This window comes from Streptomyces sp. BBFR25 (assembly GCF_044590125.1).
GTDB lineage: Bacteria > Actinomycetota > Actinomycetes > Streptomycetales > Streptomycetaceae > Streptomyces > Streptomyces canus_D.
On the sequence record NZ_CP172447.1, the window covers coordinates 4,728,652 to 4,753,363 of the forward strand.

Below are 24,712 nucleotides of genomic sequence, written 5' to 3' on the forward strand. Positions count from 1 at the left end.
TTTGACACGACCGCCCCGCACTCCTAGTGTTCTCCGAGTTGTCCGACGTGAGCGCCGACCCCGGTCGGTCCCCGGACAGCGATTCCGCAAGTACCCACCACTCTTCGACGAACAGTCGCGTTGTCGGCGTCGTCGTCCTGTCGGTGTGCGTATTAACGGAATGAGGAATCCACGTTCGAAAGAACGCGGCCCCCGATTAGCTCGGGAGCCGGGAGTCCGCTAGAGTCTCACTTCGTCGAAACGGCCCAACGGGCTGTGGAGACAACCCCCTCTGACGGGGAATCAGGGCCGAAAGGATCTGATAGAGTCGGAACCGCCGGAAAGGGAAACGCGAAAGCGGGAACCTGGAAAGCACCGAGGAAATCGGATCGGAAAGATCTGATAGAGTCGGAAACGCAAGACCGAAGGGAAGCGCCCGGAGGAAAGCCCGAGAGGGTGAGTACAAAGGAAGCGTCCGTTCCTTGAGAACTCAACAGCGTGCCAAAAGTCAACGCCAGATATGTTGATACCCCGACCTGATCGGATCTCCGTTCGGGTTGAGGTTCCTTTGAAGTAACACAACAGCGAGGACGCTGTGAACGGTCGGATTATTCCTCCGACTGTTCCGCTCCCGTGATGTAAAGCATTCACGGAGAGTTTGATCCTGGCTCAGGACGAACGCTGGCGGCGTGCTTAACACATGCAAGTCGAACGATGAACCACTTCGGTGGGGATTAGTGGCGAACGGGTGAGTAACACGTGGGCAATCTGCCCTGCACTCTGGGACAAGCCCTGGAAACGGGGTCTAATACCGGATACTGATCCGCCTGGGCATCCAGGCGGTTCGAAAGCTCCGGCGGTGCAGGATGAGCCCGCGGCCTATCAGCTTGTTGGTGAGGTAGTGGCTCACCAAGGCGACGACGGGTAGCCGGCCTGAGAGGGCGACCGGCCACACTGGGACTGAGACACGGCCCAGACTCCTACGGGAGGCAGCAGTGGGGAATATTGCACAATGGGCGAAAGCCTGATGCAGCGACGCCGCGTGAGGGATGACGGCCTTCGGGTTGTAAACCTCTTTCAGCAGGGAAGAAGCGAAAGTGACGGTACCTGCAGAAGAAGCGCCGGCTAACTACGTGCCAGCAGCCGCGGTAATACGTAGGGCGCAAGCGTTGTCCGGAATTATTGGGCGTAAAGAGCTCGTAGGCGGCTTGTCACGTCGGTTGTGAAAGCCCGGGGCTTAACCCCGGGTCTGCAGTCGATACGGGCAGGCTAGAGTTCGGTAGGGGAGATCGGAATTCCTGGTGTAGCGGTGAAATGCGCAGATATCAGGAGGAACACCGGTGGCGAAGGCGGATCTCTGGGCCGATACTGACGCTGAGGAGCGAAAGCGTGGGGAGCGAACAGGATTAGATACCCTGGTAGTCCACGCCGTAAACGGTGGGCACTAGGTGTGGGCAACATTCCACGTTGTCCGTGCCGCAGCTAACGCATTAAGTGCCCCGCCTGGGGAGTACGGCCGCAAGGCTAAAACTCAAAGGAATTGACGGGGGCCCGCACAAGCGGCGGAGCATGTGGCTTAATTCGACGCAACGCGAAGAACCTTACCAAGGCTTGACATACACCGGAAACGTCCAGAGATGGGCGCCCCCTTGTGGTCGGTGTACAGGTGGTGCATGGCTGTCGTCAGCTCGTGTCGTGAGATGTTGGGTTAAGTCCCGCAACGAGCGCAACCCTTGTCCCGTGTTGCCAGCAAGCCCTTCGGGGTGTTGGGGACTCACGGGAGACCGCCGGGGTCAACTCGGAGGAAGGTGGGGACGACGTCAAGTCATCATGCCCCTTATGTCTTGGGCTGCACACGTGCTACAATGGCCGGTACAATGAGCTGCGATACCGCAAGGTGGAGCGAATCTCAAAAAGCCGGTCTCAGTTCGGATTGGGGTCTGCAACTCGACCCCATGAAGTCGGAGTCGCTAGTAATCGCAGATCAGCATTGCTGCGGTGAATACGTTCCCGGGCCTTGTACACACCGCCCGTCACGTCACGAAAGTCGGTAACACCCGAAGCCGGTGGCCCAACCCCTTGTGGGAGGGAGCTGTCGAAGGTGGGACTGGCGATTGGGACGAAGTCGTAACAAGGTAGCCGTACCGGAAGGTGCGGCTGGATCACCTCCTTTCTAAGGAGCACATAGCCGACTGCAGGCAAATGTCCTGCACGGTTGCTCATGGGTGGAACGTTGACTACTCGGCCTGGTTCACGGGTCGGAGGCTGCAAGTACTGCTCTTCGGAGCGTGGAAAGCACGATCTCCGGACGGAACCTGGTCGGGCACGCTGTTGGGTATCTGAGGGAATGAACCCTCAGTTGCCGGCCCCAGTGCACTCGGGAGTTGTTCCCGGGGTGATGGGTGGTTGGTCGTTGTTTGAGAACTGCACAGTGGACGCGAGCATCTGTGGCCAAGTTTTTAAGGGCGCACGGTGGATGCCTTGGCACCAGGAACCGATGAAGGACGTGGGAGGCCACGATAGGCCCCGGGGAGTCGTCAACCAGGCTTTGATCCGGGGGTGTCCGAATGGGGAAACCCGGCAGTCGTCATGGGCTGTCACCCGCTGCTGAACACATAGGCAGTGTGGAGGGAACGCGGGGAAGTGAAACATCTCAGTACCCGCAGGAAGAGAAAACAACCGTGATTCCGGGAGTAGTGGCGAGCGAAACCGGATGAGGCTAAACCGTATACGTGTGAGACCCGGCAGGGGTTGCGTGTGCGGGGTTGTGGGATCTCTCTTCTGTTGTCTGCCGGCAACAGGACGAGTCAGAAACCGTTGATGTAGGCGAAGGACATGCGAAAGGTCCGGCGTAGAGGGTAAGACCCCCGTAGTCGAAACATCAGCGGCTCGTTGGAGAGACACCCAAGTAGCACGGGGCCCGAGAAATCCCGTGTGAATCTGGCGGGACCACCCGCTAAGCCTAAATATTCCCTGGTGACCGATAGCGGATAGTACCGTGAGGGAATGGTGAAAAGTACCGCGGGAGCGGAGTGAAATAGTACCTGAAACCGTGTGCCTACAAGCCGTGGGAGCGTCGCGCAAGGACTTGTCCTTGCGTCGTGACTGCGTGCCTTTTGAAGAATGAGCCTGCGAGTTTGCGGTGTGTTGCGAGGTTAACCCGGGTGGGGAAGCCGTAGCGAAAGCGAGTCCGAATAGGGCGATTTTAGTAGCACGCTCAAGACCCGAAGCGGAGTGATCTAGCCATGGGCAGGTTGAAGCGGCTGTAAGAGGTCGTGGAGGACCGAACCCACCAGGGTTGAAAACCTGGGGGATGACCTGTGGTTAGGGGTGAAAGGCCAATCAAACTCCGTGATAGCTGGTTCTCCCCGAAATGCATTTAGGTGCAGCGTCGTGTGTTTCTTGCCGGAGGTAGAGCACTGGATAGGCGATGGGCCCTACCGGGTTACTGACCTTAGCCAAACTCCGAATGCCGGTAAGTGAGAGCGCGGCAGTGAGACTGTGGGGGATAAGCTCCATGGTCGAGAGGGAAACAGCCCAGAGCATCGACTAAGGCCCCTAAGCGTACGCTAAGTGGGAAAGGATGTGGAGTCGCACAGACAACCAGGAGGTTGGCTTAGAAGCAGCCACCCTTGAAAGAGTGCGTAATAGCTCACTGGTCTAGTGATTCCGCGCCGACAATGTAGCGGGGCTCAAGCGTACCGCCGAAGTCGTGTCATTGCAGCAATACGGCCAACGCCGGCTGTGATGGGTAGGGGAGCGTCGTGTGCCGGGTGAAGCAGCCGCGGAAGCGAGTTGTGGACGGTTCACGAGTGAGAATGCAGGCATGAGTAGCGATACAAACGTGAGAAACGTTTGCGCCGATTGACTAAGGGTTCCTGGGTCAAGCTGATCTGCCCAGGGTAAGTCGGGACCTAAGGCGAGGCCGACAGGCGTAGTCGATGGATAACCGGTTGATATTCCGGTACCCGCTGTGAAGCGTCAAACATTGAACCAGGCGATGCTAAGTCCGTGAAGCCGCCCCTGATCTCTTCGGAGTGAGGGGGAGTGGTGGAGCCGATGATCCAGACCTGTAGTAGGTGAGTGATGGGGTGACGCAGGAAGGTAGTCCATCCCGGGCGGTGGTTGTCCCGGGGTAAGGGTGTAGGCCGTGCGATAGGTAAATCCGTCGCACATACGGCTGAGACCTGATGCCGAGCCGATTGTGGTGAAGTGGATGATCCTATGCTGTCGAGAAAAGCCTCTAGCGAGTTTCATGGCGGCCCGTACCCTAAACCGACTCAGGTGGTCAGGTAGAGAATACCGAGGCGTTCGGGTGAACTATGGTTAAGGAACTCGGCAAAATGCCCCCGTAACTTCGGGAGAAGGGGGGCCACACCCGGTGACCGGATTTACTCCGTGAGCTGGGGGTGGCCGCAGAGACCAGCGAGAAGCGACTGTTTACTAAAAACACAGGTCCGTGCGAAGCCGTAAGGCGATGTATACGGACTGACGCCTGCCCGGTGCTGGAACGTTAAGGGGACCGGTTAGCTCCATTTCGGTGGGGCGAAGCTGAGAACTTAAGCGCCAGTAAACGGCGGTGGTAACTATAACCATCCTAAGGTAGCGAAATTCCTTGTCGGGTAAGTTCCGACCTGCACGAATGGCGTAACGACTTCTCGACTGTCTCAACCATAGGCCCGGTGAAATTGCACTACGAGTAAAGATGCTCGTTTCGCGCAGCAGGACGGAAAGACCCCGGGACCTTTACTACAGTTTGATATTGGTGTTCGGTTCGGCTTGTGTAGGATAGCTGGGAGACTTTGAAGCTCGCACGCCAGTGTGGGTGGAGTCGTCGTTGAAATACCAGTCTGGTCGTGCTGGATGTCTAACCTGGGTCCGTGATCCGGATCAGGGACAGTGTCTGATGGGTAGTTTAACTGGGGCGGTTGCCTCCTAAAGAGTAACGGAGGCGCCCAAAGGTTCCCTCAGCCTGGTTGGCAATCAGGTGTTGAGTGTAAGTGCACAAGGGAGCTTGACTGTGAGACCGACGGGTCGAGCAGGGACGAAAGTCGGGACTAGTGATCCGGCGGTGGCTTGTGGAAGCGCCGTCGCTCAACGGATAAAAGGTACCCCGGGGATAACAGGCTGATCTTCCCCAAGAGTCCATATCGACGGGATGGTTTGGCACCTCGATGTCGGCTCGTCGCATCCTGGGGCTGGAGTCGGTCCCAAGGGTTGGGCTGTTCGCCCATTAAAGCGGTACGCGAGCTGGGTTTAGAACGTCGTGAGACAGTTCGGTCCCTATCCGCTGTGCGCGTAGGAGTCTTGAGAAGGGCTGTCCCTAGTACGAGAGGACCGGGACGGACGAACCTCTGGTGTGCCAGTTGTCCTGCCAAGGGCATGGCTGGTTGGCTACGTTCGGGAGGGATAACCGCTGAAAGCATCTAAGCGGGAAGCCTGCTTCGAGATGAGGACTCCCACCCCCTTGAGGGGTTAAGGCTCCCAGTAGACGACTGGGTTGATAGGCCGGATCTGGAAGCACCGTGAGGTGTGGAGGTGACCGGTACTAATAGGCCGAGGGCTTGTCCTCAGTTGCTCGCGTCCACTGTGTTGGTTCTGAAACCACGAACAATCAGACCGTGTTGGTCACCGGTTGGTTGTCTGTTTCATAGTGTTTCGGTGGTCATAGCGTAGGGGAAACGCCCGGTTACATTTCGAACCCGGAAGCTAAGCCTTACAGCGCCGATGGTACTGCAGGGGGGACTCTGTGGGAGAGTAGGACGCCGCCGAACAATTATTGCGAGGAAACCCCGCACCGGGAACGGTGCGGGGTTTTCTGCGTTTAGGGTCTTTGTATGCGCTACGACCTGGTTATCTTCGACAACGACGGTGTTCTCGTCGACAGTGAGCCGATCTCCAATCGGCTGCTCGCCGGCTATCTCACCGAGCTGGGGCACCCGACGTCCTACGAGGACTCGCTGCGGGACTACATGGGTGCCGCCATGCACCGCGTGCACGACCTCGTCCTGGAGCGGACGGGGCGGAGCTTGCCCGTGGACTTCGACGACGTGTTCCACGGGCGGGTGTTCGCCGCCTTCGAGCGGGAGCTGGAGCCGGTGCCCGGAGCCGTGGGCGTACTGGAGAAGCTGGCCGCGGACGGGGTGCCGTACTGCGTGGCCTCGTCCGGGAGCCATGAGCGGATTCGGGTGGGGCATCGGAAGACCGGGCTGGACCGGTGGTTCGACGATGAGCGGATCTTCAGTTCCCAGGACGTGGGACGGGGGAAGCCGGCGCCGGATCTGTTCCTGTACGCGGCGGAGCGGATGGGAGTGGCGCCGGAGCGGTGTGTCGTGGTCGAGGACAGTCCGCTCGGTGTGCGGGCAGCCGTCGCGGCCGGGATGGACGTGTACGGGTTCACCGCGATGACGCCCGCCGACAAGCTCGCCGGGGCGACTCTGCTCTTCGGGGACATGGGGGAGCTGGCCGACCTGCTGCGCGGCTGACTTCCGACGCCTGACATTTGTCATGGGCTGTTCTGGACGGTTGTTTCTACTGCGGGGCCCTGCCCGGCCGCGATTCTGAGTGCATGACCAAGCCTCGCAAGTCTCGGATCTTCGTGTCGTTGCTCCTGGACGTGGGAGTACCCGTCGGGTCGTACTACCTGTTGAAGGACGGGTTCGGGCTGAGCGCGGTCGCGGCGCTGGGCTGGAGCAGTGTCGTGCCGGTGCTGCGGACCGGGTGGGGAATGCTGAGGCAGCGGGACGTGAACGCGCTGCCCCCGCTCATCCTGCTGGCCAATCTGGCCGGGCTGCTGCTCAGCTTCGGGACGGGCGACGCCCGGCTGATGCTGGTGAAGGACAGCGCGGTCACCAGCCTGGTCGGGTTCGCGCTGCTGGGGTCGGTGGTGCTCGGGCGGCCGATGATGACGGCGACGCTCAAGCCGTGGCTGATCAAGGGAGACGCGGGTCGGGAGGCGGCCTGGGGGAGGCTGCGGCGGGGGTCGCCGGCGTTCAGGCGGGCGGAGCTGCGGTTCTCGGCGGTGTGGGGCATCGCCTTCGTCGGGGAGTGCGGGCTGCGGATCGTGGGGGTCTACACGCTGTCCGTCGACACGATGGTGTGGCTCGGGACGGTCGTCATGATCGTCACGATGGTCGTGGCGTTCCTGGTGAGCGGGGCGCTGGGGGCGGTGCCCATGGCCCGGATGATGGTCCAGATGATCGGAGCCGGGGGCAGCGGTGCCGACTTGGTGGACCACGGCGACGGGGTCCCGGAAGCTGAGCGGAATTCATCTTTGACTGGATCTACCCACGGGTAGGCCGGAGCCCTACGCTCGCCGCCATGACTGATGTGCTGCGGCACGGCAGGGCTTCGCTCGCGTTCGGCTTCTTCGCCCAGGGGGTTGCCTTCGCGCTGCTGGTGACGCGTATCCCGGCCATCCAGGACCGGTACGGCGTCTCCGACGCGCTGCTGCCCGTCTTCCTCGCCGCCGTGCCGATCCTGGCCGGTGTCGGGAGTGTGGTGAGCGAGCGCCTGGTGCGGCGGGTGCGGCCGAGCCGGCTGCTGCGCTGGTCCCAGCCGGTGGTGCTGCTGGCGCTGCTCGGCGTCGGGGCGGGGGACCGGGTGGCGGTGCTGGCCGTCGCCCTGGCCGTCTTCGGACTGGCCGTGGGTGCGCTGGATGCCTCGATGAACATGCTCGGGGTGAGCCTGCAACGGGCGTACGGGCGCAGCATCATGCTCGGGTTCCACGCGGCGTACAGCCTGGGCGGGATTCTGGGGGCCTCGCTGGCATGGGCGGGCGCGCACTGGGACCTGGCGCTGTGGGTGTCGTATCTGCCGGTCGTGGTGGTGCTGTTGCCGGCCGCGCTGGTGGGGAGCCGGTGGTACGTCGACGGGGAGCGGGCCGGCGCGGAGGGTGAGGGTACGGGCGGGGGCGGAGCCGGGGGCGGCGTCGGCTTCAAGGTGCTGTTGCCGCTGTGTCTGGTGATGACGTTCGCGTACATCGGGGATTCGACCGTCTCCAACTGGAGCGCGAAGTACCTCCAGGACGTGCTGGGGAGTTCGGAGCAGCTGGCCACCGTGCCGTACAACGTCTACATGGTGACCACGCTGGTCGGGCGGGCCGTCGGGGACTTCGGGGTGCGGCGGTTCGGTGCCGTGGCGGTGGTGCGGGGCGGGGCGGTGGTCGCGGCGGGCGGGTTCGCCGTGGTGGCGTCGGCGCCGGGGGCCTGGGTGGGGATGCTCGGGTTCACGCTGCTGGGACTCGGGCTGTGCGTGCTGGTCCCGCAGACGTTCGCGGCGGCGGGGCGGCTGGCGGCGGAGAAGGACGGTCGTCCGGGGGCGTCCGATGCCGCCGTGGCGCGGCTCAATGTGTTCAACTACGTGGGCTTTCTGATCGGTTCGCCGTTGGTGGGGGCGCTGGGGGACGCCTGGAGCTATCGCGGGGCGATGCTCGTGCCGATGGTGTTGGTGCTGGTGACGGTCGTGTACGCCAGGTCGTTCGAGGCCGGGCCGGACCGATACGGTGGCGGGCATGAGCGGCCACGCACAGCTGATGTGGGACGAGGCAGTAACGGGTTATGACTTCGGGCCGGAGCATCCGATGGACCCGGTCCGGCTCGCCCTGACCCGGAGTCTGGTCGGTGCCCTCGGGCTCGACCGGGAGATGGAGGTCGTCGCCGCGCGACCGGCCGGGGAGTCGACGCTGCGGCTCGTCCACCGCGAGGACTACATCGACGCGGTGAAGGCGGCGTCGGCCGATCCGCGTGCGGCGGACGGCTCGTACGGGCTCGGGACGATCGACGATCCGGCCTTCGCGGGGATGCACGAGGCGTCCGCGCTGATCGCCGGGCAGTCGGTGGGGGCGGCGGAGGCGGTGTGGCGGGGGGACGCGCTGCACGCGGTGAACTTCGCGGGCGGGCTGCACCACGCGATGCCGGGCGCGGCGTCCGGGTTCTGCGTGTACAACGACGCGGCGCTGGCGGTCGCGCGGCTCCTTGAGCTGGGGGCCGAGCGGGTCGCTTACGTCGATGTGGACGTGCATCACGGGGACGGGGTGCAGGCGGCGTTCTGGGAGGACCCGCGGGTGCTGACGGTGTCGCTGCACGAGCATCCGGCGACGCTGTTCCCGCAGACCGGGTGGCCGGAGGAGACGGGGGCGGACCGCGCCGAGGGGTCGGCCGTGAACGTCGCGCTGCCGGCGGGGACCGGGGACGCGGGGTGGCTGCGGGCGTTCCACGCGGTGGTGCCGGAGGTCCTCGCGGAGTTCCGGCCGCAGGTCCTGGTGACGCAGCACGGGGCCGATACGCACTTCGAGGATCCGCTGGCGCATCTGGCGGTGTCGCTGGACGCGCAGCGGGCGGTGCAGGTGGCCTGTCACGACTTCGCGCACGAGTACGCCGAGGGGCGGTGGGTGGCGCTCGGCGGGGGTGGCTACGCCGTGGTGGAGGTGGTGCCGCGGTCGTGGACGCATCTGGTGGGGATCGCGGCGGGGCGGCCGGTGGAGCCGGAGACGGTGATTCCGGAGGGGTGGCGGCAGGAGGTGTTCGCGCGGACGCGGCAGCTGGGGCCGCAGCGGATGACCGATGGGCGGTGGCCGGTGTCGTACGCCCCGTGGGAGGCGGGGTACGACCCTGCGGATCGGTTGGACCAGGCGGTGCGGGCGGCTCGGCGGGCGGTGTTTCCGTTGCGGGGGTTGTTGGCGTAGGGCGGTTTCCTGGTTGCCCGGCCGTGGGCTGGGCCGGGGGTGGGTGCGCAGCCCGGCGTTGCGGGGTGCCGCTGCGCCCACCCGTGCCGCCTGGGGGTACCTCCCAGGCCGTTCAGGCACTGGGGGAGGCACGACTGCCCGCAGCTGGGGGATTACGCCGACCGTGGGTGGATTCTGCCGTTTCCTGCTCCGCTGGCCGAGCGACACGGCAGCATCGGGGGTGTGCTGACCCGTGGAGCTCTTCGGGCTCATCTTCTTGATGTTCGGCTGGCCGGGGTGGTGGCGACTTCTCGGGAGGTGAGTCTGCGGAGTTACCGGTTGTTCGCCGCGCGGGATCCCCGGGTGCTGATCGGGATCGACCCGGAGCGGGCCTGGGGGCCGCGGGAGCTGCTGGGACTGATGGCGGAGAGGTGCGGGGTCTCGGCCGATCCGCGCGACACCTCGGGGCAGGACGTGATCGACCCGGACCGGACCCTCGCGGCGCTGGACGCCTTCGCCGACCGGCTCGCGGCGGCCGCCGGGCGGCGTGCCCCGGTGCTGCTCGGCACCGGGCACCCGCATCGACTGCTCGGTTTCTACGTCGCCTTGGCCGAGGCGCTGTCGGCGGCGGGATGTGCTGTCCTCACCCCGGCGCAGGGTCGCTCTGTCGACATAACGACCCGGTTCGGTCTACGCACGTACCGTCTCGACTACGTCCGCGGAGTCGCGTTGGTGCGGGAGCCCGGCGCCGGGCGCGCCGGTGGTGAGCCCGGCGCACACACCCACTCGCCGCTGCCGGTTCGGGCCGCGCTGGCCGCTGCGGCCGAGGGGGGCGGGCCGCTGCCCGAGTTGGTGATCGGGGACCACGGGTGGGTCTGCGGTGCAGGTCAGCTCGGGTTCGAGGCCATCGGTCCGGCCGATACGGACGATCCCGCGCTCTTCGTCGGTCAGGCCGAGGGGTTCGTGTCCGTCGCCGTTCCACTTGATGACGCTGTGCGGTCTGAGTACTACCGACCGCTTACCCGCTACGTACTCAATCGGGCGTGTCTGTCACGGTAGGGAAGCGATGGGTGCACCTCTTCCCCATTCGCATCACCCGCCCCTACATTGGGGAGTGAGCACGCAGCGACGAAGAGTCACCGGAAGGGGAAGCCGGTGGCCGTCGAGTGCGGAAGGTTCAGGTGTGTCATGGCTGCAGCTGGCGAAAGGCCTCTGAACGAGGTTCAGTTCCTTACCGTGGCGGAGGTCGCCTCGGTGATGCGCGTGTCCAAGATGACCGTGTACCGGTTGGTGCACAGCGGTCATCTGCCCGCGATCCGGGTGGGACGGTCGTTCCGTGTCCCGGAGCAAGCGGTTCACGAGTACCTCCGCGAGAGCTACGTGGGGGTGGAAACGGCCTGACGGCCCTCGATTACACCCTCAGCGCTCGGACCGGTAGGCTGGCCCCTCGTAGGTCGTGTGGGCCCATGGCGCTCACCAACCGAGTGATGAGAAGTGAGCGAGGATAGTCGTGGGCTCTGTTATCAAGAAGCGGCGCAAGCGGATGGCCAAGAAGAAGCACCGCAAGCTGCTGAAGCGCACGCGCGTTCAGCGTCGCAACAAGAAGTAAGCGACGCTGCGCCGTCAGCGTGTCCTGTGGCCCCCCACCGATCCGGTGGGGGGCCACAGTCGTACGGTCGCGCACTTGGCGCGCATCCGGCCGCGCTTTTTCGGCATCTGCCGTGTCCGTCGGGCATCACCGCACAACACCTAGCGGCTAAGTTGGCCGGAGCAGGGCTGGAGCAGGCGGAAGGAAGGCGCTGATCTTGGGCAAGGTCGTGCTCGTCACCGGAGTGGCCCGGCAGCTGGGCGGCCGGTTCGTCCGGCGGGTCCAGCGTGATCCCGAGGTGGAGCGGGTCGTCGGTGTGGACGCCGTCGCGCCCGAGCACCATCTGGGTGGCGCTGAGTTCGTGCAGGCGGACATCCGGCAGTCGGCCATCGGCCGGGTGCTCGCCGAGACGCGGGCGGACACGGTCGTGCACCTGGACGTGACGGGGACGCCGCTGGGCAGCGGCAGCCGCACGTCGGTGAAGGAGACCAACGTCATCGGCACGATGCAGCTGCTCGGCGCCTGCCAGAAGTCGCCGACGGTGCGGCGGCTGGTGGTGAAGTCCAGTACGAACGTCTACGGGTCCGCCCCGCGCGATCCGGCCGTCTGCACCGAGACCACCGCGCCCAAGTCCCTGCCCAGCGGCGGCTTCGCCAAGGACGCGGTCGAGGTCGAGGGGTACGTGCGGGGCTTCGCGCGCCGTCGGCCGGACGTGTCGGTGACCGTGCTGCGGTTCGCCAACATCCTCGGCCCGGCCGCGGACACGCCGCTCGCCTCGTACTTCGGACTGCCGGTGCTGCCGACGGTGTTCGGCTATGACCCGCGGCTGCAGTTCGTGCACGAGGACGACGTGATCGAGGTGCTGCGGGTCTGTTCGCACGAGGCGCGGCGGGGCACGCTGAACAGCGGGACGTTCAACATCGCCGGTGATGGTGTGCTGCTGCTCTCCCAGTGCTCGCGGCGCCTCGGCCGTCCCACGGTGCCGTTGCTGCTGCCGGCGGTCACCTGGGCGGGCTCGCTCGTGCGTACGCTGGGGATGACGGACTTCTCGCCCGAGCAGATCCGGCTGCTCACCCACGGTCGGGTGGTGGACACCACGCAGATGCGCGAGACGCTGGGCTTCAGGCCGAAGTACTCGACGGCCGGGGCGTTCGCGGACTTCGCCCGCGGCCGCGGGGCCGGGCTGCTGCCGCCCGAGGCCCTCGCGGGGGCCGTCGACCGGATCGCGGAGCTGTCCGTGCGGGGCAGCGGTCACCTCCCGACGCAGAGCGCCAACTGAGGAGCGCATCAACGATGGCGGACGCCAAGGTCATTCCGTTCGACGACGACCGGTCGCGGGGGAGCCGCGGCGCGGGAAACCGGCGCAGGGGCGGTGCGGCGGAGTCCGCGCCGGTGGGCGAGGGGCCGGTGGGCGAGGTGCAGCCGCTGCCCGTACGGGGGGCCGCCGCCGAGGAGCCCGCTCCCGAGCCCGACCAGTCGCCTGTGGTGGACGGCGGCGGTGAGGACGGCGGTGAGGACGGCGGCCTGGAGCGGCGCGTCGCGGCCGGACTGTCCTTCCTGCGCCGTCGGCTCACCGGGGACTACGAGGTCGACGACTTCGGCTACGACGCCGAGCTGACCGACCAGGTGCTGATGTCCCTGCTGCGGCCGGTGTACGAGAAGTACTTCCGGGTCGAGGTGAAGGGCGTGGAGAACATCCCGGCCGAGGGCGGTGCGCTGATCGTCGCCAACCACTCCGGGACGCTGCCGCTGGACGGGCTGATGATGCAGGTCGCCGTGCACGACCACCATCCGGCCGACCGGCACCTGCGGCTGCTGGCGGCGGACCTGGTGTTCGTACTGCCGGTGGTCAACGAGCTGGCCCGCAAGCTGGGCCACACCCTGGCCTGCGCGGAGGACGCCGAACGGCTGCTGGCGCAGGGTGAGCTGGTCGGGGTGATGCCGGAGGGCTTCAAGGGCATCGGCAAGCCCTTCGGCGAGCGCTACAAGCTCCAGCGGTTCGGGCGGGGCGGCTTCGTGTCCACGGCCCTGCGGCAGGGGGCGCCGATCGTTCCGTGCTCGATCGTCGGGGCGGAGGAGATCTACCCGATGATCGGCAACTCCAAGACCCTGGCGCGGCTGCTGGGCTTCCCGTACTTCCCGCTCACGCCGACCTTCCCCTGGCTCGGGCCGCTGGGTGCGGTGCCGCTGCCCACGAAGTGGACGATCCAGTTCGGTGAGCCGATCCCGACGGACGGCTACGCCCCGGAGGCGGCCGAGGACCCGGTGCTGATGTTCAACCTGACCGACCAGGTGCGGGAACAGATCCAGCACACGCTCTACAAACTGCTGGTGCAGCGGCGGTCGGTGTTCTTCTGACGGGTGGTACGGCGGTGGGGCGCCCCGGGTGCCGGGGCGCCCCACCGCTCAGTCCGCGTCCTCCGCCTCGATGCCCAGGCCGGGCAGGAGGCCCGGGAGGAGGGGCGGGAGGGTGACGTCCGGCTCCGGGGGCGGGGTGTTGCCGCCCGCGGGCGGGGAGGCGGTGCCGGTGTCGTCCTTCGGCGGGTCGAGCAGGCCGCCGGTGCCGCCGCCGAGCAGGCCGTCGCTCTCGTCACCGGAGTCGGCGGACTCGCTGGGCCGGTCGGACTGGGAACGCCCGCGCTCGGACGTGCCGTCGTCACCGGTGCGGGGCGGCGACGAGTGACCGGAGCCGGGAGTGTCGGTGGTCGTCGAGCCGGAACCGCCGGGGCGGCCGCCGTCCCCGCCGTCGCCATCCTCGGCGGGCGGCCGGGGCAGCATGGACTCCAGCGGGGCCACATCGTCGTCTATGGCGTCGAACACCGACGACACCTGCTCACTGACGTCCCCGAGCTGCACGGGCAGCCGCTCGCGCAGTGCTCCCCAGGTCTCCCTATGGGACTGGGAGAAGGCGGAGAGGGCCTGCATCGGGGCAAGCGAGTCCGGATCGTGGGCGTAGGCCGCGCTGAGCAGGCGGTGGCCCTCCGAGGCGTCGTGCTGCATGCCGGACAGGGCGCGGCGGACCTCGCCGAGGGACTCGTGGTCGAGGGGGCCGCTGCGGCCGCGCTCCATCAGCCGGCGTGCCTCGCTGAGCCGGGTCGAGGCGAGGTCCAGGTAGGCCCGGCCCCGCTCGTCGTTGCCGTCGGCGAGGCCGAGGCGGAAGTCCTCTATGCCGCGCTTGAGGCCGTAGAGCGAGTCGCCGGGCAGGGCGTCCGAACTGGCGGCGGCGACTCCGCCGAAGGCCCCGGCGGCCACGCTCACGCTCAGCCCGCCCGCGGTGAGGCCCTTGGCCAGCCGCGAGCGCGGCCGGAACCTGCTCAGCGGTGCCGCCCGATGGGCGCCGCGCGCCCGGCGCTGCTCCGGTACCGACGTGTCCGCCGCCCCGCCGCTTGCGGTGCCCTCCTGCAACATGGCCTCGAAGGCGGCCACGAGCTGGGCCCGCTGGACGACCTTGACCTCGGGATCCAGCACCGGCCGGGGCAGCGTCTCCAGACCATGGGCGAGGGTCGTCAGGCGACCCTGCTCGGTCGGTTCCGCGGTGGCCCCGGCGGTTGCCGGCCCTCCGGACTGCTCGGCCGCCGCCCCGGGATCCGACTGCTCCTCCAGGGCCTGGGCGAAGGCGTTCGCCCGCCGGTGTGCCGATACGTTCGCGATCACTGGCGGCACCTCCTCTCGTCATCACGGTCGACTCCCCAGGGGGTCCTGAGGGTTGCACGCCCAGGCCGGAACCATCCGATCGGGTGACCGGAGTCGGCCAGGGAGTGACCACAGGGAGCCTGCATCCCGCACAACGAGCGGCGCGGCACTTGGGTTACGGACAGTGGGTGCTCGGACCGCGGACTCAACAGACCCTCACCGGTGGTGACTTGGGGAACGCGAAGGGTGAGCGCCCTCGGGTGGGCGTCTTTCAGCGGGCGTCGTCCGGGAGCAGCCGGGCGAGGGTCCGCACGGCCCGGTACTGGAGCGTCTTGATGGCGCCCTCGTTCTTGCCCATGACACGGGCGGTCTCGGCGACCGAGAGGCCCTGGAGGAAGCGCAGGGTCACGCACTCCTGCTGTTGCGGGTTGAGCCGCCGTACGGCCTCCAGCAGGGCGGCGTTGGACAGCGACTCGAGGACGGAGTCCTCGGGGGAGCGCTCGACCTCGTTGGCGTCGAGCATCTCGCCGGTGGTGACCTCCAGGCGGAAGCGGCTGGACTTGAAGTGGTCGGCGACCAGGTTGCGGGCGATGGTCACGAGCCAGGCGCCGAAGTCGCGCCCCTGCCAGGTGAAGGTGCCGATGCGCCTGAGGGCCCGCAGAAAGGTCTCACTGGTGAGGTCCTCGGCGGTGGCCTTGCCGCCCACGCGGTAGTAGATGTAGCGGTACACGGTGTCGCTGTACTGGTCGTAGAGCCGGCCGAAGGCGTCGGCCTCGCCGGCCTGGGCCCGCTCGACCAGCTCCATCATGCGGGCGCTGTCGCTGTCCGCGGCGGGGCGGCGGTGGGTGGTGGCGGCGGCCCCGGACGAGGACGACCGCGCGCGTCTGCCGACGGCGGCGCTTCCTTCGGCCAGTGCGTAGCACGGACCGGCGGGCGCGGCGGCCGCGGCGAGGGCGGGGACGGCATACGCGGTGGGGACGAAGCCGCGCAACAGGTCTTGGGCTGATTTGACCGTTGCGCGCAGCGTAGCCAGGCCCGAGGCGTCAACCCCGACGTGTGGGTACACGGGACTCCCAGAGGCAGAGCTTCCATCACGTGCAGTACGGAACCATTCACCCGTCGTAGCGAAGGTGGGGTACCGGAATGCGTCTGAGGAGAATAACGCTTCGTGCAGGCACTGCTACGCCCAGTTGCTCAAATCATCGATTACGTCGCTTCTGTGCCCGATTGACGCTCGATCAGCTGCGCCAGAATGATCGCTTGGTGACCGGAACGGTTCGGATTCCGTATGACTACAGAGCGTGTTGTGCTCGATGTGAGTACAGGGGACTGGAGAGCCGGCCGAGGGGGTACGTCATCCCGATTGGGGCGACGGCCGGATCAGCGGCGTCGGCGGTGCAGCGCGATGGCCGCCGCGGTGCCGCCCGCCACCGCGCCGACGCCCGCGGCCGCGGGGATGCCGACCTTGGCCGCCTTGCGGCCGGTGCGGTAGTCGCGCAGGCGCCACTCGAGCTCGCGGGCGTGCTTGCGCAGCTTGGAGTCCGGGTTGATGGCGTACGGGTGTCCGACCAGGGAGAGCATCGGGATGTCGTTGTGGGAGTCGCTGTAGGCGGCGCAGCGGGACAGGTCCAGGGCCTCCGCCGCCGCCAGGGCGCGCACCGCCTCCGCCTTCGCGGGGCCGTGCAGCGGTTCGCCGACCAGCTTGCCCGTGTAGACGCCGCCGATCGACTCGGCCACCGTGCCGAGCGCGCCGGTCAGGCCGAGGCGGCGGGCGATCACCTGGGCGATCTCCACCGGGGCCGCGGTGACCAGCCAGACCTTCTGCCCCGCGTCCAGGTGGGCCTGGGCGAGGGCGCGGGTGCCGGGCCAGATCCGCTCGGCCATGTACTCGTCGTAGATCTCCTCGCCGATCGACTTCAGCTCGGAGACGCGGTGGCCCTTGACGATCGACAGCGCGGAGTCGCGGGCGTCCTGCATGTGCTCCGGGTCCTCGAACCCGGCCAGCCGGAACCACGCCTGCTGCCAGGCGAAGCGGGCGAGGTCGCGGGTCTCGAAGAACTTCCGCTTGTACAGGCCCCGGCCGAAGTGGAAGATCGCGGCGCCCTGCATCACGGTGTTGTCGAGGTCGAAGAAGGCGGCCGCCCGGTCGTCGCCGTGCACCGGGAACTCCGGTTCCGTGGTGCCGGTGTCGGGAGCGGCTTCCCGTGTTCTCTGTGCGGTCTCGGCGGCCTCCGCGGACTTGCGCGCCGCCTCCGCCGAGGCCTCGCCTGCCAACACGCTCCGCGCCGTGGCGGAGCGCCTACGGGGAGTGAGCCATCGAAGAGCGGCCATGCCCGTGAGCATAGCCAGTTTGTTCGGATGCTTCGGAGTCGAGAGGTTCGCGGGCTGTGAACTCTGGGCGACCGTGCCGTTAAAGGGCGTCCGGCCCGGGGAACGCCCGCGCGCGCGAGAATGGCCGGCATGAGCCCCCTCTTCCGCCGGAAGCCCGCGCAGCCCCCTGAGCACTCCGAGAACCATCTCGTCACCCTCATCCGCAAACCCGGCTGTCATCTGTGTGATGACGCACAGCTCGTCGTCGAGAAGGTCTGCGCCGAACTCGGCGTCCCCTGGGAGGGGAAGGACATCACCGAGGACCGCGGGCTCCACGACCAGTACTGGGAACAGATTCCGGTCGTGCTGATCGACGGGCGGCAGCACACCTTCTGGCGTGTGAACGAGGAACGGCTGCGCAAGGCACTGACCGATCAGTACAAGTAGTCCGTATGGTCGCTTAGGATCGATGGCGACCAGGTCTCGGGGGCGTTGATCGTGAGGAGTGTGTGCGGCTTTGCCCCCGATGAGTGAGGAACGAGGGCGTGTGTGCGCCGGTTCCCGTCCCGTGCGCCGGGGGCGCGTGACCCCGGTCACGTTGGCCGGGCAAATCGGACACCATCTTTGTGCACGCGTTCACAAAGACATAGCCTGCATTCGACGGGGCGGTCATGTAGGGACGTATGACCGCCTACAGCCCCGCTCTACCCGCAGGAGCACCGTGGCAACTGGCCGAGCACACCGACCGGCGACCCGCAGCCGAGGGATTCCCGAGGCCACCGTCGCCAGGCTTCCGCTGTACCTCCGCGCACTGACCGCGCTCTCCGAGCGCTCGGTGCCCACGGTCTCGTCCGAGGAGCTGGCGGCCGCCGCGGGGGTCAACTCCGCGAAGCTGCGCAAGGACTTCTCCTACCTCGGCTCCTACGGGACGCGGGGCGTCGGCTACGACGTCGAGTATCTCGTCTACCAGATCTCCCGTGAACTCGGCCTGACCCAGGACTGGCCGGTTGTGATCGTAGGAATCGGCAACCTCGGCGCCGCGCTCGCCAACTACGGCGGGTTCGCCTCCCGCGGTTTCCGGGTCGCCGCGCTCATCGACGCCGATCCGGGGATGGCCGGAAAGCCCGTCGCCGGCATCCCGGTGCAGCACACCGACGAGCTGGAGAAGATCATCCAGGACGACGGTGTCTCCATCGGCGTGATCGCGACCCCCGCCGGTGCCGCCCAGCAGGTGTGCGACCGCCTCGTGGCCGCCGGTGTCACCTCCATCCTGAACTTCGCGCCGACCGTGCTGAACGTCCCCGAGGGCGTCGACGTGCGCAAGGTCGACCTCTCCATCGAGCTGCAGATCCTCGCCTTCCACGAGCAGCGCAAGGCGGGTGAGGAGGCCGCGGGCGACGTGATGCCGCCCGTCGCCGCCCGCAAGCAGCAGCCCTCCACCGACCAGGGACCCGACGGGGACGTACCCGCCGTGATGCCGGCATGAGCCTCCTTGTCGTCGGGCTGAGCCACCGCAGCGCCCCCGTCAGCGTGCTGGAGCGGGCCTCGCTGAACGCGGACGCGCAGCTCAAGCTGCTCCAGGACACGGTCGCCGCCGAACCGGCCGCCGAGGCCGCGCTGCTCGCCACCTGCAACCGCATCGAGCTGTACGCCGACGTGGACAAGTTCCACGCCGGTGTCGCCGAGTTGTCCACGCTGCTCGCCCGGCACAGCGGCGTCGGCCTGGAGGAGCTGACCCCCCACCTCTACGTGCACTACGAGGACCGGGCCGTCCACCACCTGTTCTCGGTGGCCTGCGGGCTCGACTCGATGGTCGTCGGCGAGGGGCAGATCCTCGGCCAGATAAAGGACTCGCTGGCCCGCGCCCAGGACCTGCACACCGCCGGGCGGCTCCTGAACGACCTGTTCCAGCAGGCGCTGCGGGTCGGCAAGCGCGCCCACTCCGAGACCGGCATCGACCGCGCCGGGCAGTCCCTGGTCACCTTCGGCCTGGAGCAGCTGTCCGCCGGAGCCGACGTCCAGCAGTGGGCCCGGGGCAAGAAGGCGCTGGTCATCGGCGCCGGTTCGATGTCCTCGCTGGCCGCCGCGACGCTGGCGCGGTCCGGGGTCGCCGAGATCGTGGTCGCCAACCGCACCTTCGAGCGCGCCGAGCGCCTCGCGCAGATCCTGTCCGAGGGCGACGACACGGACGTGCTGGCCCGCGCGGTACCGATGGACTCGGTGCCGGTCGAGCTGACACGTGCCGACGTGGCCGTCTCCTGCACCGGTGCGACCGGACTCGTCCTCACGGCCGACTCCGTGGCGGCGACACTGGCGGGCCGCACCGGCGCGCCCGCCGTCGAGTCCGACGCGGCGGCCGCCGCCGGTTCCGTCGGCGTACGGGAGGAGCGGCAGAGTGCGGAAACGCCACTGCCGGGCTCCGGTACCGCGGTCGGCGGCGACGAGAACTGCCCCCTGGACCTGTCCTCCGTCCCCTCCGGCTTCTCCGTCATGGGCGAGGCCGCCGTGGCCGGCATGGACGCCGCGACGTTGGAGCAGCACGGGGCGTGGGCCGCGGGCGGTACGGCGGTGGACCGGCCGCGCGAGACCGGCCGGACCGGCGCGGAGGCGGAGGCCGAGCTGATCGGCGCGCTCGCCGCGACCGCGACGCGCGTCGGCCGCATCCCCGAGCGCCGCCGCCCGGAGCCGGTTGCCGAGGTGCCGCGCCCCGAGCCCGTGCTCTTCCTGCTCGACCTCGCGATGCCGCGCGACGTCGACGCCGCCGTGCACCGGCTGGCCGGGGTGCGCCTGGTGGACATCGAGTCGCTCGCGGACGCCTCCGCCGACGCGCCGATGGCCGCCGACGTGGACATGGTCCGCCGGATCGTCGCCGACGAGGTCGCGGCCTTCGGCGCCGCCCAGCGCGCCGCGCACATCACGCCCACCGTGGTCGCGCTGCGCAGCATGGCCGCGGACGTGGTGGCCGGTGAGATCGCCCGCCTGGAAGGGCGGCTGCCGGGGCTCGACGACAAGCACCGCGCCGAGATCACCCAGACCGTCAAGCGTGTGGTCGACAAGCTGCTGCACGCACCTACGGTGCGGGTCAAGCAGCTCGCCGCCGAACCCGGCGGCGCCGGGTACGCGGACGCGCTGCGCACCCTGTTCGACCTCGACCAGGAGACGGTGGCCTCCGTCTCCCGCGCCGGGAACAGCACCACTGAGAAGAACCGAGGGCCGGCATGACTGAGAAGGCACTGAGGCTGGGGACCAGGCGGAGCAAACTCGCCATGGCCCAGTCCGGCCAGGTGGCGGACGCCGTGAGCCAGGTGACCGGTCGGCCCGTTGAGCTGGTCGAGATCACCACGTACGGCGACACGTCGCGCGAGCACCTGGCGCAGATCGGCGGCACCGGCGTGTTCGTCGCCGCGCTGCGCGACGCGCTGCTCCAGGGAGAGGTGGACTTCGCGGTTCACTCGCTCAAGGACCTCCCCACCGCGCAGCACGAGGGCCTGGTCGTGGCCGCGATCCCGGAGCGCGAGGACCCGCGGGACGTGGTCGTCGCCCGGGACGCGCGCAAGCTGACCGACCTCCCGCGCGGGGCGCGCATCGGTACGGGGGCGCCGCGCCGCATGGCGCAGCTGAACGCGTACGCCCGCACCCACGGGATGGAGATCGAGACGGTCCCGATCCGGGGCAACGTCGACACGCGCATCGGATACGTCCGCAGCGGTGAGCTGGACGCGGTCGTGCTGGCCGCCGCCGGGCTCAACCGGGTGGGGCGCATCGACGAGGTGACCGACTTCCTGTCGGTCGACACGGTTTTGCCCGCCCCCGGCCAGGGGGCACTGGCGATCGAGTGCGCGGCGGACAACGCCTCGCTGATCGCCGCGCTCGCCGAACTCGACGACCCGTTCACGCGGGCCGCCGTCACGGCCGAGCGGTCACTGCTCGCCGCCCTGGAGGCCGGTTGCAGCGCGCCCGTGGGTGCGCTGGCCGACCTTCTGGCCGACGGGCAGATTGTCAAGGAAATGCGCCTGCGCGGCGTCGTCGGCACGACCGACGGCTCGACGCTGGTGCAGCTGTCCACCACCGGTCCCGTGCCTGAAACGCACGAGGCGGCACTCGCACTCGGTCGCGAACTCGCCACCGAGATGCTCGCCCAGGGCGCGGCCGGTCTGATGGGGGAGCGAGCACAGTGAGCCCCACCACCCTTCCCGCCGGTCCTGAACACGGGCACGTCACCTTCCTCGGTGCCGGACCCGGAGATCCGGGACTGCTGACTCTGCGCGCCGTCGAGGCGCTGGCGCACGCGGACGTCCTCGTCGCCGAGCACGAGGTGCTCGACGTCGTACGCACGCATGCGAGGCAGGGCGTGTCGGAAGTGCACACGGATGCCGATCCGTCGGATCCGGGCACAGGCGCGCCCCAGCTGACGGTTGTTGACGGTGCGTCAACGGCCGTCGGCACCCCCGCTGTGCGGGATGCCGCACATCTTGTCATGGAGGCCGCGCGGGGCGGCAGGCGGGTCGTGCGTGCGGTGACCGGGGACCCCGGGCTCGACGCGTACGCCGCCGAGGAGATGCTGGCGTGCGCCGCGGCCGGGGTGCCCTTCGAGGTGGTCCCCGGTATCGCGAACGCCGTCGGCGTGCCCGCCTACGCCGGTGTGCCGCTGCGGGACGCGGAGGGCACCGACGTGCGGTTCGTGGACGCCCGTACGGCGTCGGACCGCTGCTGGACCGAGGTGGGCGCCTCCGACGGGACGGTGGTCGTGTCGACGACGCTGGACTCGGTGGCCGCGGCGGCCGGCGAGCTGGTGTCGGCGGGCCGCAAGCCGGACACCCCGCTGACGGTGACGATCGCCGGTACGACGACGCGGCAGCGCACCTGGACGGCGACGCTCGGCACGGTCGCGCAGACGCTGAAGCAGGCGAAGGTGCTGCCGTCCCCGGACGGCGGCCGCCCGGTGATAGCCGTGGTCGGCGAGCGCTCCGCCCCCGCCCGGCGCGACCAGCTGTCGTGGTTCGAGTCCAAGCCGCTGTTCGGCTGGAAGGTCCTCGTGCCGCGCACCAAGGAGCAGGCGGCGTCGCTCTCCGACCAGCTGCGGTCCTACGGGGCCGTCCCCAGCGAGGTCCCGACCATCGCGGTGGAACCGCCGCGCACCCCGCAGCAGATGGAGCGGGCGGTCAAGGGCCTGGTGACGGGCCGCTACGAGTGGATCGCGTTCACGTCGGTCAACGCGGTGAAGGCGGTCCGCGAGAAGTTCGAGGAGTACGGCCTCGACGCCCGCGCCTTCGCCGGGATCAAGGTCGCGGCCGTGGGCGAGCAGACGGCGAACGCCCTGATCGCCTTCGGTGTGAAGCCGGACCTGGTGCCGAGCGGCGAGCAGTCGGCCGCTGGTCTGCTGGAGGACTGGCCGCCGTACGACCCGGTCTTCGACCCGATCGACCGCGTCTTCCTGCCGCGGGCGGACATCGCCACGGAGACCCTCGTCGCGGGTCTGATCGAGCTGGGCTGGGAGGTCGACGACGTCACGGCCTACCGCACGGTGCGTGCCTCGCCGCCGCCGGCCACGACCCGGGAGGCCATCAAGGGCGGCGGTTTCGACGCGGTGCTCTTCACCTCGTCCTCCACGGTCCGCAACCTGGTCGGCATCGCGGGCAAGCCGCACAACGTCACGGTGATCGCCTGCATCGGCCCGGCGACCGCCAAGACGGCGGAGGAGCACGGGCTGCGGGTCGACGTCATGTCCCCCGAGCCGTCCGTCACCAAGCTGGCGGAGGCCCTGGCCGACTTCGGCCTGCGGCGCCGGGCGGCGGCGTTGGAGGCGGGTGACCCGGTGACCCGGCCGAGCGAGCGGCGGCCGGGGGCGCGGAGGCGGCGGTCTTCGACCTGAGCTGGTCTGCTGCGTGAGGTGACGCGGGGCGCCCTGTGCGGGGCGCCCCGCTCATTTCGTGTGGCCCGCGACAGGACCGGCCTCCACTTCACCTGGTGCGACTAGCCTTGGGCGACTTGACGAGGGTGGAGGGCGCATGACCGGGGTGGGCAGGCTCGACGGCAAGCGGATTCTGGTGATCGGCGGTGGCGGGGCGGGCATCGGCCGCAGCGTCGTCCGTTCCTGTGCGGCCGCCGGAGCCGCGGTCGCGGTGGCCGACGTGGCTGCCGCACGGGCGACCGAGGCGGCGGACGAGTTGCTGGCGGCCGGACACGTCGCCCATGCGCTGAGCGGCGACGTCCGCTCCCCCGAGCAGCTCGAAGGCATGATCGTCGGCGCGGCCGAACGGCTCGGCGGGCTGGACGTCCTGATCACCGTGGTCGGCGGGCAGGTGGCGTTCGTACCCTCGGTCAAACTGCACGAGATGGCCGACGCCGACTGGGACACCGTCTACGAACTGAACCTGCGCTACGTGGCTCGCGCGGTGCGACGCGTGCTGCGGCTGTTCCTGGAGCAGGGCACCGGCGGGAGCATCGTCAGCATCGGCTCGGTCACCGGCTTCATGGCCGCGCCGATGCAGGCCGGTTACGGTGCGGCCAAGGCCGGCCTGCACAGCCTGGCGCGGACCGTCGCGGCCGAGTACGCGGCCGACGGCATCCGGATGAACGTCGTCGCGGGCGGGGCGATCAGTACTGCCGTCAACGCCGGTCCCTCGGCCGCTTGGGTTCCGGAGATCCCGGCGGGCCGCTACGGCACGTCGGAGGAGATGGCCGCCGCGGCCGTCTATCTGGCCTCGGACGAGGCGCGCTACATCACCGGCCAGCAGATCGTGCTGGACGGCGGGGTCTCGGTCCGCGGTCCGTTCCCCGAGTAGCCGCGGCAAGAGGAGCTGCCGGGGGCCGCTGGGGGCGCTCCGCCGGACGGTGCAGCCCGCTCAGGTCCAGCGCCGGGGCGGGCGGCAGGGGCCCCGGGCGGGACGGCGGGTGGGCCTGGAAGGACTGGAAGAAGTAGGTGAGGAGGCGGCGGGCGGCGGGGAGGGCGGTTTCTGGGGGCTGGGTGGCCAGGCCGCTCACCGCGAGGAGGAGCAGGGGGATGTCGGCCGGGTCGAAGTCCTCACGGAGCTGGCCGGAGTCGCGGGCGCGTTGGACCAGGAGGGACAGGCGGTCCTCGGCGATGGCGCGTTCCCGGTCGTAGTCGAGCGCCTCGGGGAAGCCGGCCATGAAGACCGTCTCGAAGCCGCGGTCGGTGACCAGCGTGGCGCAAACCTTTTCGAGGAGGGTGTACAGGCCGTGGCCCGGGTCGGGGTCCGCCAGGGCCTCCTCGAACGCGGTCGCGCACACGGCCAGCTGGTCCTCGAAGGCGGCGGTGACGAGTGCCGAGCGGGTGGGGAAGCGGCGGTAGAGGGTGGCCACGCCGACACCGGCCCGGCGGGCGACCGCGCTCATCGGGGCGTCCACGCCCTGCGCGGAGAAGACCTCGCGCGCGGCGTCCAGGACGCGTGCGCGGTTGCGGCGGGCGTCGGCGCGCAGGTCCGCCGGGGCTGCTCCGGGCGCCGGTTCGGGCGGCTTGTGAGAGGTCTGAGCAGGCATGTTTCTCACTTCCGGGATAAGTGGAGGGCCTCGTCCAC

19 protein-coding genes and 3 rRNA genes are annotated in these 24,712 nt (G+C 68.5%); 18 read left to right on the forward strand and 4 right to left on the reverse strand.

What is annotated here, in order from left to right:
* Positions 1–625: 625 nt before the first annotated feature.
* The 12 genes from ACGH52_RS21580 (at position 626) to ACGH52_RS21635 (ending at position 13,589) form a co-directional block, all read left to right on the forward strand.
* Positions 626–2,152 (forward strand): 16S ribosomal RNA (locus ACGH52_RS21580).
* Positions 2,153–2,428: 276 nt separating this feature from the next.
* Positions 2,429–5,551, forward strand: a 23S ribosomal RNA gene (locus ACGH52_RS21585).
* An 85-nt stretch (positions 5,552–5,636) separates the two neighbouring features.
* Positions 5,637–5,753 (forward strand): 5S ribosomal RNA (gene rrf / locus ACGH52_RS21590).
* The 16S, 23S and 5S rRNA genes sit together here, the layout of an rRNA operon.
* A gap of 63 nt (positions 5,754–5,816) precedes the next feature.
* Positions 5,817–6,464 carry an HAD family hydrolase gene (locus ACGH52_RS21595; RefSeq protein ID WP_399941581.1) on the forward strand — a complete coding sequence of 216 codons (648 nt, stop codon included), beginning with the start codon at positions 5,817–5,819 and terminating at the stop codon, positions 6,462–6,464.
* A gap of 83 nt (positions 6,465–6,547) precedes the next feature.
* Positions 6,548–7,276 (forward strand): VC0807 family protein, encoded by a 729-nt coding sequence (locus ACGH52_RS21600; protein WP_399941584.1) that lies wholly within the window; start codon positions 6,548–6,550, stop codon positions 7,274–7,276.
* A 23-nt stretch (positions 7,277–7,299) separates the two neighbouring features.
* The gene (locus ACGH52_RS21605) at positions 7,300–8,541 is read left to right on the forward strand and encodes an MFS transporter (RefSeq protein ID WP_210978251.1); all 1,242 of its coding nucleotides are present in this window, start codon (positions 7,300–7,302) and stop codon (positions 8,539–8,541) included.
* Positions 8,492–9,664 (forward strand): acetoin utilization protein AcuC, encoded by a 1,173-nt coding sequence (locus ACGH52_RS21610; RefSeq protein WP_399941588.1) that lies wholly within the window; start codon positions 8,492–8,494, stop codon positions 9,662–9,664. Before ACGH52_RS21605 ends, ACGH52_RS21610 begins: the two co-directional genes overlap by 50 nt.
* A 222-nt stretch (positions 9,665–9,886) precedes the next feature.
* Positions 9,887–10,702 (forward strand): phosphatase, encoded by an 816-nt coding sequence (locus tag ACGH52_RS21615; RefSeq protein ID WP_121700594.1) that lies wholly within the window; start codon positions 9,887–9,889, stop codon positions 10,700–10,702.
* A 129-nt stretch (positions 10,703–10,831) separates the two neighbouring features.
* Entirely contained in the window at positions 10,832–11,044 is a 213-nt protein-coding gene (locus ACGH52_RS21620) for a helix-turn-helix domain-containing protein (RefSeq protein ID WP_004984898.1), read from the forward strand.
* A gap of 109 nt (positions 11,045–11,153) precedes the next feature.
* Positions 11,154–11,252 carry a 30S ribosomal protein bS22 gene (locus ACGH52_RS21625; RefSeq protein WP_003948845.1) on the forward strand — a complete coding sequence of 33 codons (99 nt, stop codon included), beginning with the start codon at positions 11,154–11,156 and terminating at the stop codon, positions 11,250–11,252.
* 196 nt (positions 11,253–11,448) lie between these two features.
* On the forward strand, positions 11,449–12,510 hold the full coding sequence (locus tag ACGH52_RS21630) for an NAD-dependent epimerase/dehydratase family protein (protein WP_059299809.1): 1,062 nt from the start codon (positions 11,449–11,451) through the stop codon (positions 12,508–12,510).
* Between the two features lie 14 nt (positions 12,511–12,524).
* Positions 12,525–13,589, forward strand: coding sequence for a lysophospholipid acyltransferase family protein (locus ACGH52_RS21635; RefSeq protein ID WP_210978253.1), 1,065 nt, complete (start codon positions 12,525–12,527; stop codon positions 13,587–13,589).
* Positions 13,590–13,637: 48 nt separating this feature from the next.
* On the opposite strand, the gene ACGH52_RS21640 is transcribed toward ACGH52_RS21635, so the two are convergent.
* The 3 genes from ACGH52_RS21640 to ACGH52_RS21650 form a co-directional block, all read right to left on the reverse strand.
* Positions 13,638–14,885 (reverse strand): DUF5667 domain-containing protein, encoded by a 1,248-nt coding sequence (locus tag ACGH52_RS21640; protein WP_059299811.1) that lies wholly within the window; start codon positions 14,883–14,885, stop codon positions 13,638–13,640.
* A 250-nt stretch (positions 14,886–15,135) separates the two neighbouring features.
* On the reverse strand, positions 15,136–15,930 hold the full coding sequence (locus ACGH52_RS21645) for an ECF subfamily RNA polymerase sigma factor, BldN family (RefSeq protein WP_059299812.1): 795 nt from the start codon (positions 15,928–15,930) through the stop codon (positions 15,136–15,138).
* Between the two features lie 314 nt (positions 15,931–16,244).
* Entirely contained in the window at positions 16,245–17,195 is a 951-nt protein-coding gene (locus ACGH52_RS21650) for an HAD family phosphatase (protein WP_171987328.1), read from the reverse strand.
* A 120-nt stretch (positions 17,196–17,315) separates the two neighbouring features.
* On the opposite strand from ACGH52_RS21650, the gene ACGH52_RS21655 reads away from it, so the two are divergent.
* From ACGH52_RS21655 to ACGH52_RS21680, 6 genes are all read left to right on the forward strand, one after another.
* On the forward strand, positions 17,316–17,621 hold the full coding sequence (locus tag ACGH52_RS21655) for a glutaredoxin family protein (RefSeq protein ID WP_076975631.1): 306 nt from the start codon (positions 17,316–17,318) through the stop codon (positions 17,619–17,621).
* Positions 17,622–17,895: 274 nt separating this feature from the next.
* Positions 17,896–18,660, forward strand: coding sequence for a redox-sensing transcriptional repressor Rex (locus tag ACGH52_RS21660; RefSeq protein ID WP_059299814.1), 765 nt, complete (start codon positions 17,896–17,898; stop codon positions 18,658–18,660).
* The gene (locus ACGH52_RS21665) at positions 18,657–20,396 is read left to right on the forward strand and encodes a glutamyl-tRNA reductase (protein ID WP_399941595.1); all 1,740 of its coding nucleotides are present in this window, start codon (positions 18,657–18,659) and stop codon (positions 20,394–20,396) included. Before ACGH52_RS21660 ends, ACGH52_RS21665 begins: the two co-directional genes overlap by 4 nt.
* Complete coding sequence (hemC, locus tag ACGH52_RS21670; RefSeq protein WP_059299816.1) at positions 20,393–21,352, forward strand: hydroxymethylbilane synthase; 960 nt, start codon at positions 20,393–20,395, stop codon at positions 21,350–21,352. The genes ACGH52_RS21665 and hemC overlap by 4 nt, the downstream gene beginning before the upstream one ends.
* Entirely contained in the window at positions 21,349–23,046 is a 1,698-nt protein-coding gene (locus tag ACGH52_RS21675; protein WP_076975633.1) for a bifunctional uroporphyrinogen-III C-methyltransferase/uroporphyrinogen-III synthase, read from the forward strand. Before hemC ends, ACGH52_RS21675 begins: the two co-directional genes overlap by 4 nt.
* A 136-nt stretch (positions 23,047–23,182) precedes the next feature.
* Entirely contained in the window at positions 23,183–23,959 is a 777-nt protein-coding gene (locus tag ACGH52_RS21680) for an SDR family NAD(P)-dependent oxidoreductase (protein ID WP_121701233.1), read from the forward strand.
* On the opposite strand, the gene ACGH52_RS21685 is transcribed toward ACGH52_RS21680, so the two are convergent.
* Positions 23,898–24,674 carry a TetR/AcrR family transcriptional regulator gene (locus tag ACGH52_RS21685; RefSeq protein WP_399941599.1) on the reverse strand — a complete coding sequence of 259 codons (777 nt, stop codon included), beginning with the start codon at positions 24,672–24,674 and terminating at the stop codon, positions 23,898–23,900. The genes ACGH52_RS21680 and ACGH52_RS21685 overlap by 62 nt on opposite strands.
* Positions 24,675–24,712 lie beyond the last annotated feature (38 nt).

Bases quoted from the DNA above. Each gene is read 5' to 3' on its own strand.
- hemC (WP_059299816.1), top strand. From the start codon at position 20,393: ATGACTGAGAAGGCACTGAGGCTGGGGACCAGGCGGAGCAAACTCGCC.
- ACGH52_RS21635 (WP_210978253.1), top strand. From the start codon at position 12,525: ATGGCGGACGCCAAGGTCATTCCGTTCGACGACGACCGGTCGCGGGGG.
- ACGH52_RS21610 (WP_399941588.1), top strand. From the start codon at position 8,492: ATGAGCGGCCACGCACAGCTGATGTGGGACGAGGCAGTAACGGGTTAT.
- ACGH52_RS21620 (WP_004984898.1), top strand. From the start codon at position 10,832: ATGGCTGCAGCTGGCGAAAGGCCTCTGAACGAGGTTCAGTTCCTTACC.
- ACGH52_RS21650 (WP_171987328.1), bottom strand. From the start codon at position 17,195: ATGGCCGCTCTTCGATGGCTCACTCCCCGTAGGCGCTCCGCCACGGCG.
- ACGH52_RS21655 (WP_076975631.1), top strand. From the start codon at position 17,316: ATGGCCGGCATGAGCCCCCTCTTCCGCCGGAAGCCCGCGCAGCCCCCT.
- ACGH52_RS21605 (WP_210978251.1), top strand. From the start codon at position 7,300: ATGACTGATGTGCTGCGGCACGGCAGGGCTTCGCTCGCGTTCGGCTTC.
- ACGH52_RS21680 (WP_121701233.1), top strand. From the start codon at position 23,183: ATGACCGGGGTGGGCAGGCTCGACGGCAAGCGGATTCTGGTGATCGGC.
- ACGH52_RS21665 (WP_399941595.1), top strand. From the start codon at position 18,657: ATGAGCCTCCTTGTCGTCGGGCTGAGCCACCGCAGCGCCCCCGTCAGC.
- ACGH52_RS21685 (WP_399941599.1), bottom strand. From the start codon at position 24,674: ATGCCTGCTCAGACCTCTCACAAGCCGCCCGAACCGGCGCCCGGAGCA.
- ACGH52_RS21600 (WP_399941584.1), top strand. From the start codon at position 6,548: ATGACCAAGCCTCGCAAGTCTCGGATCTTCGTGTCGTTGCTCCTGGAC.
- ACGH52_RS21595 (WP_399941581.1), top strand. From the start codon at position 5,817: ATGCGCTACGACCTGGTTATCTTCGACAACGACGGTGTTCTCGTCGAC.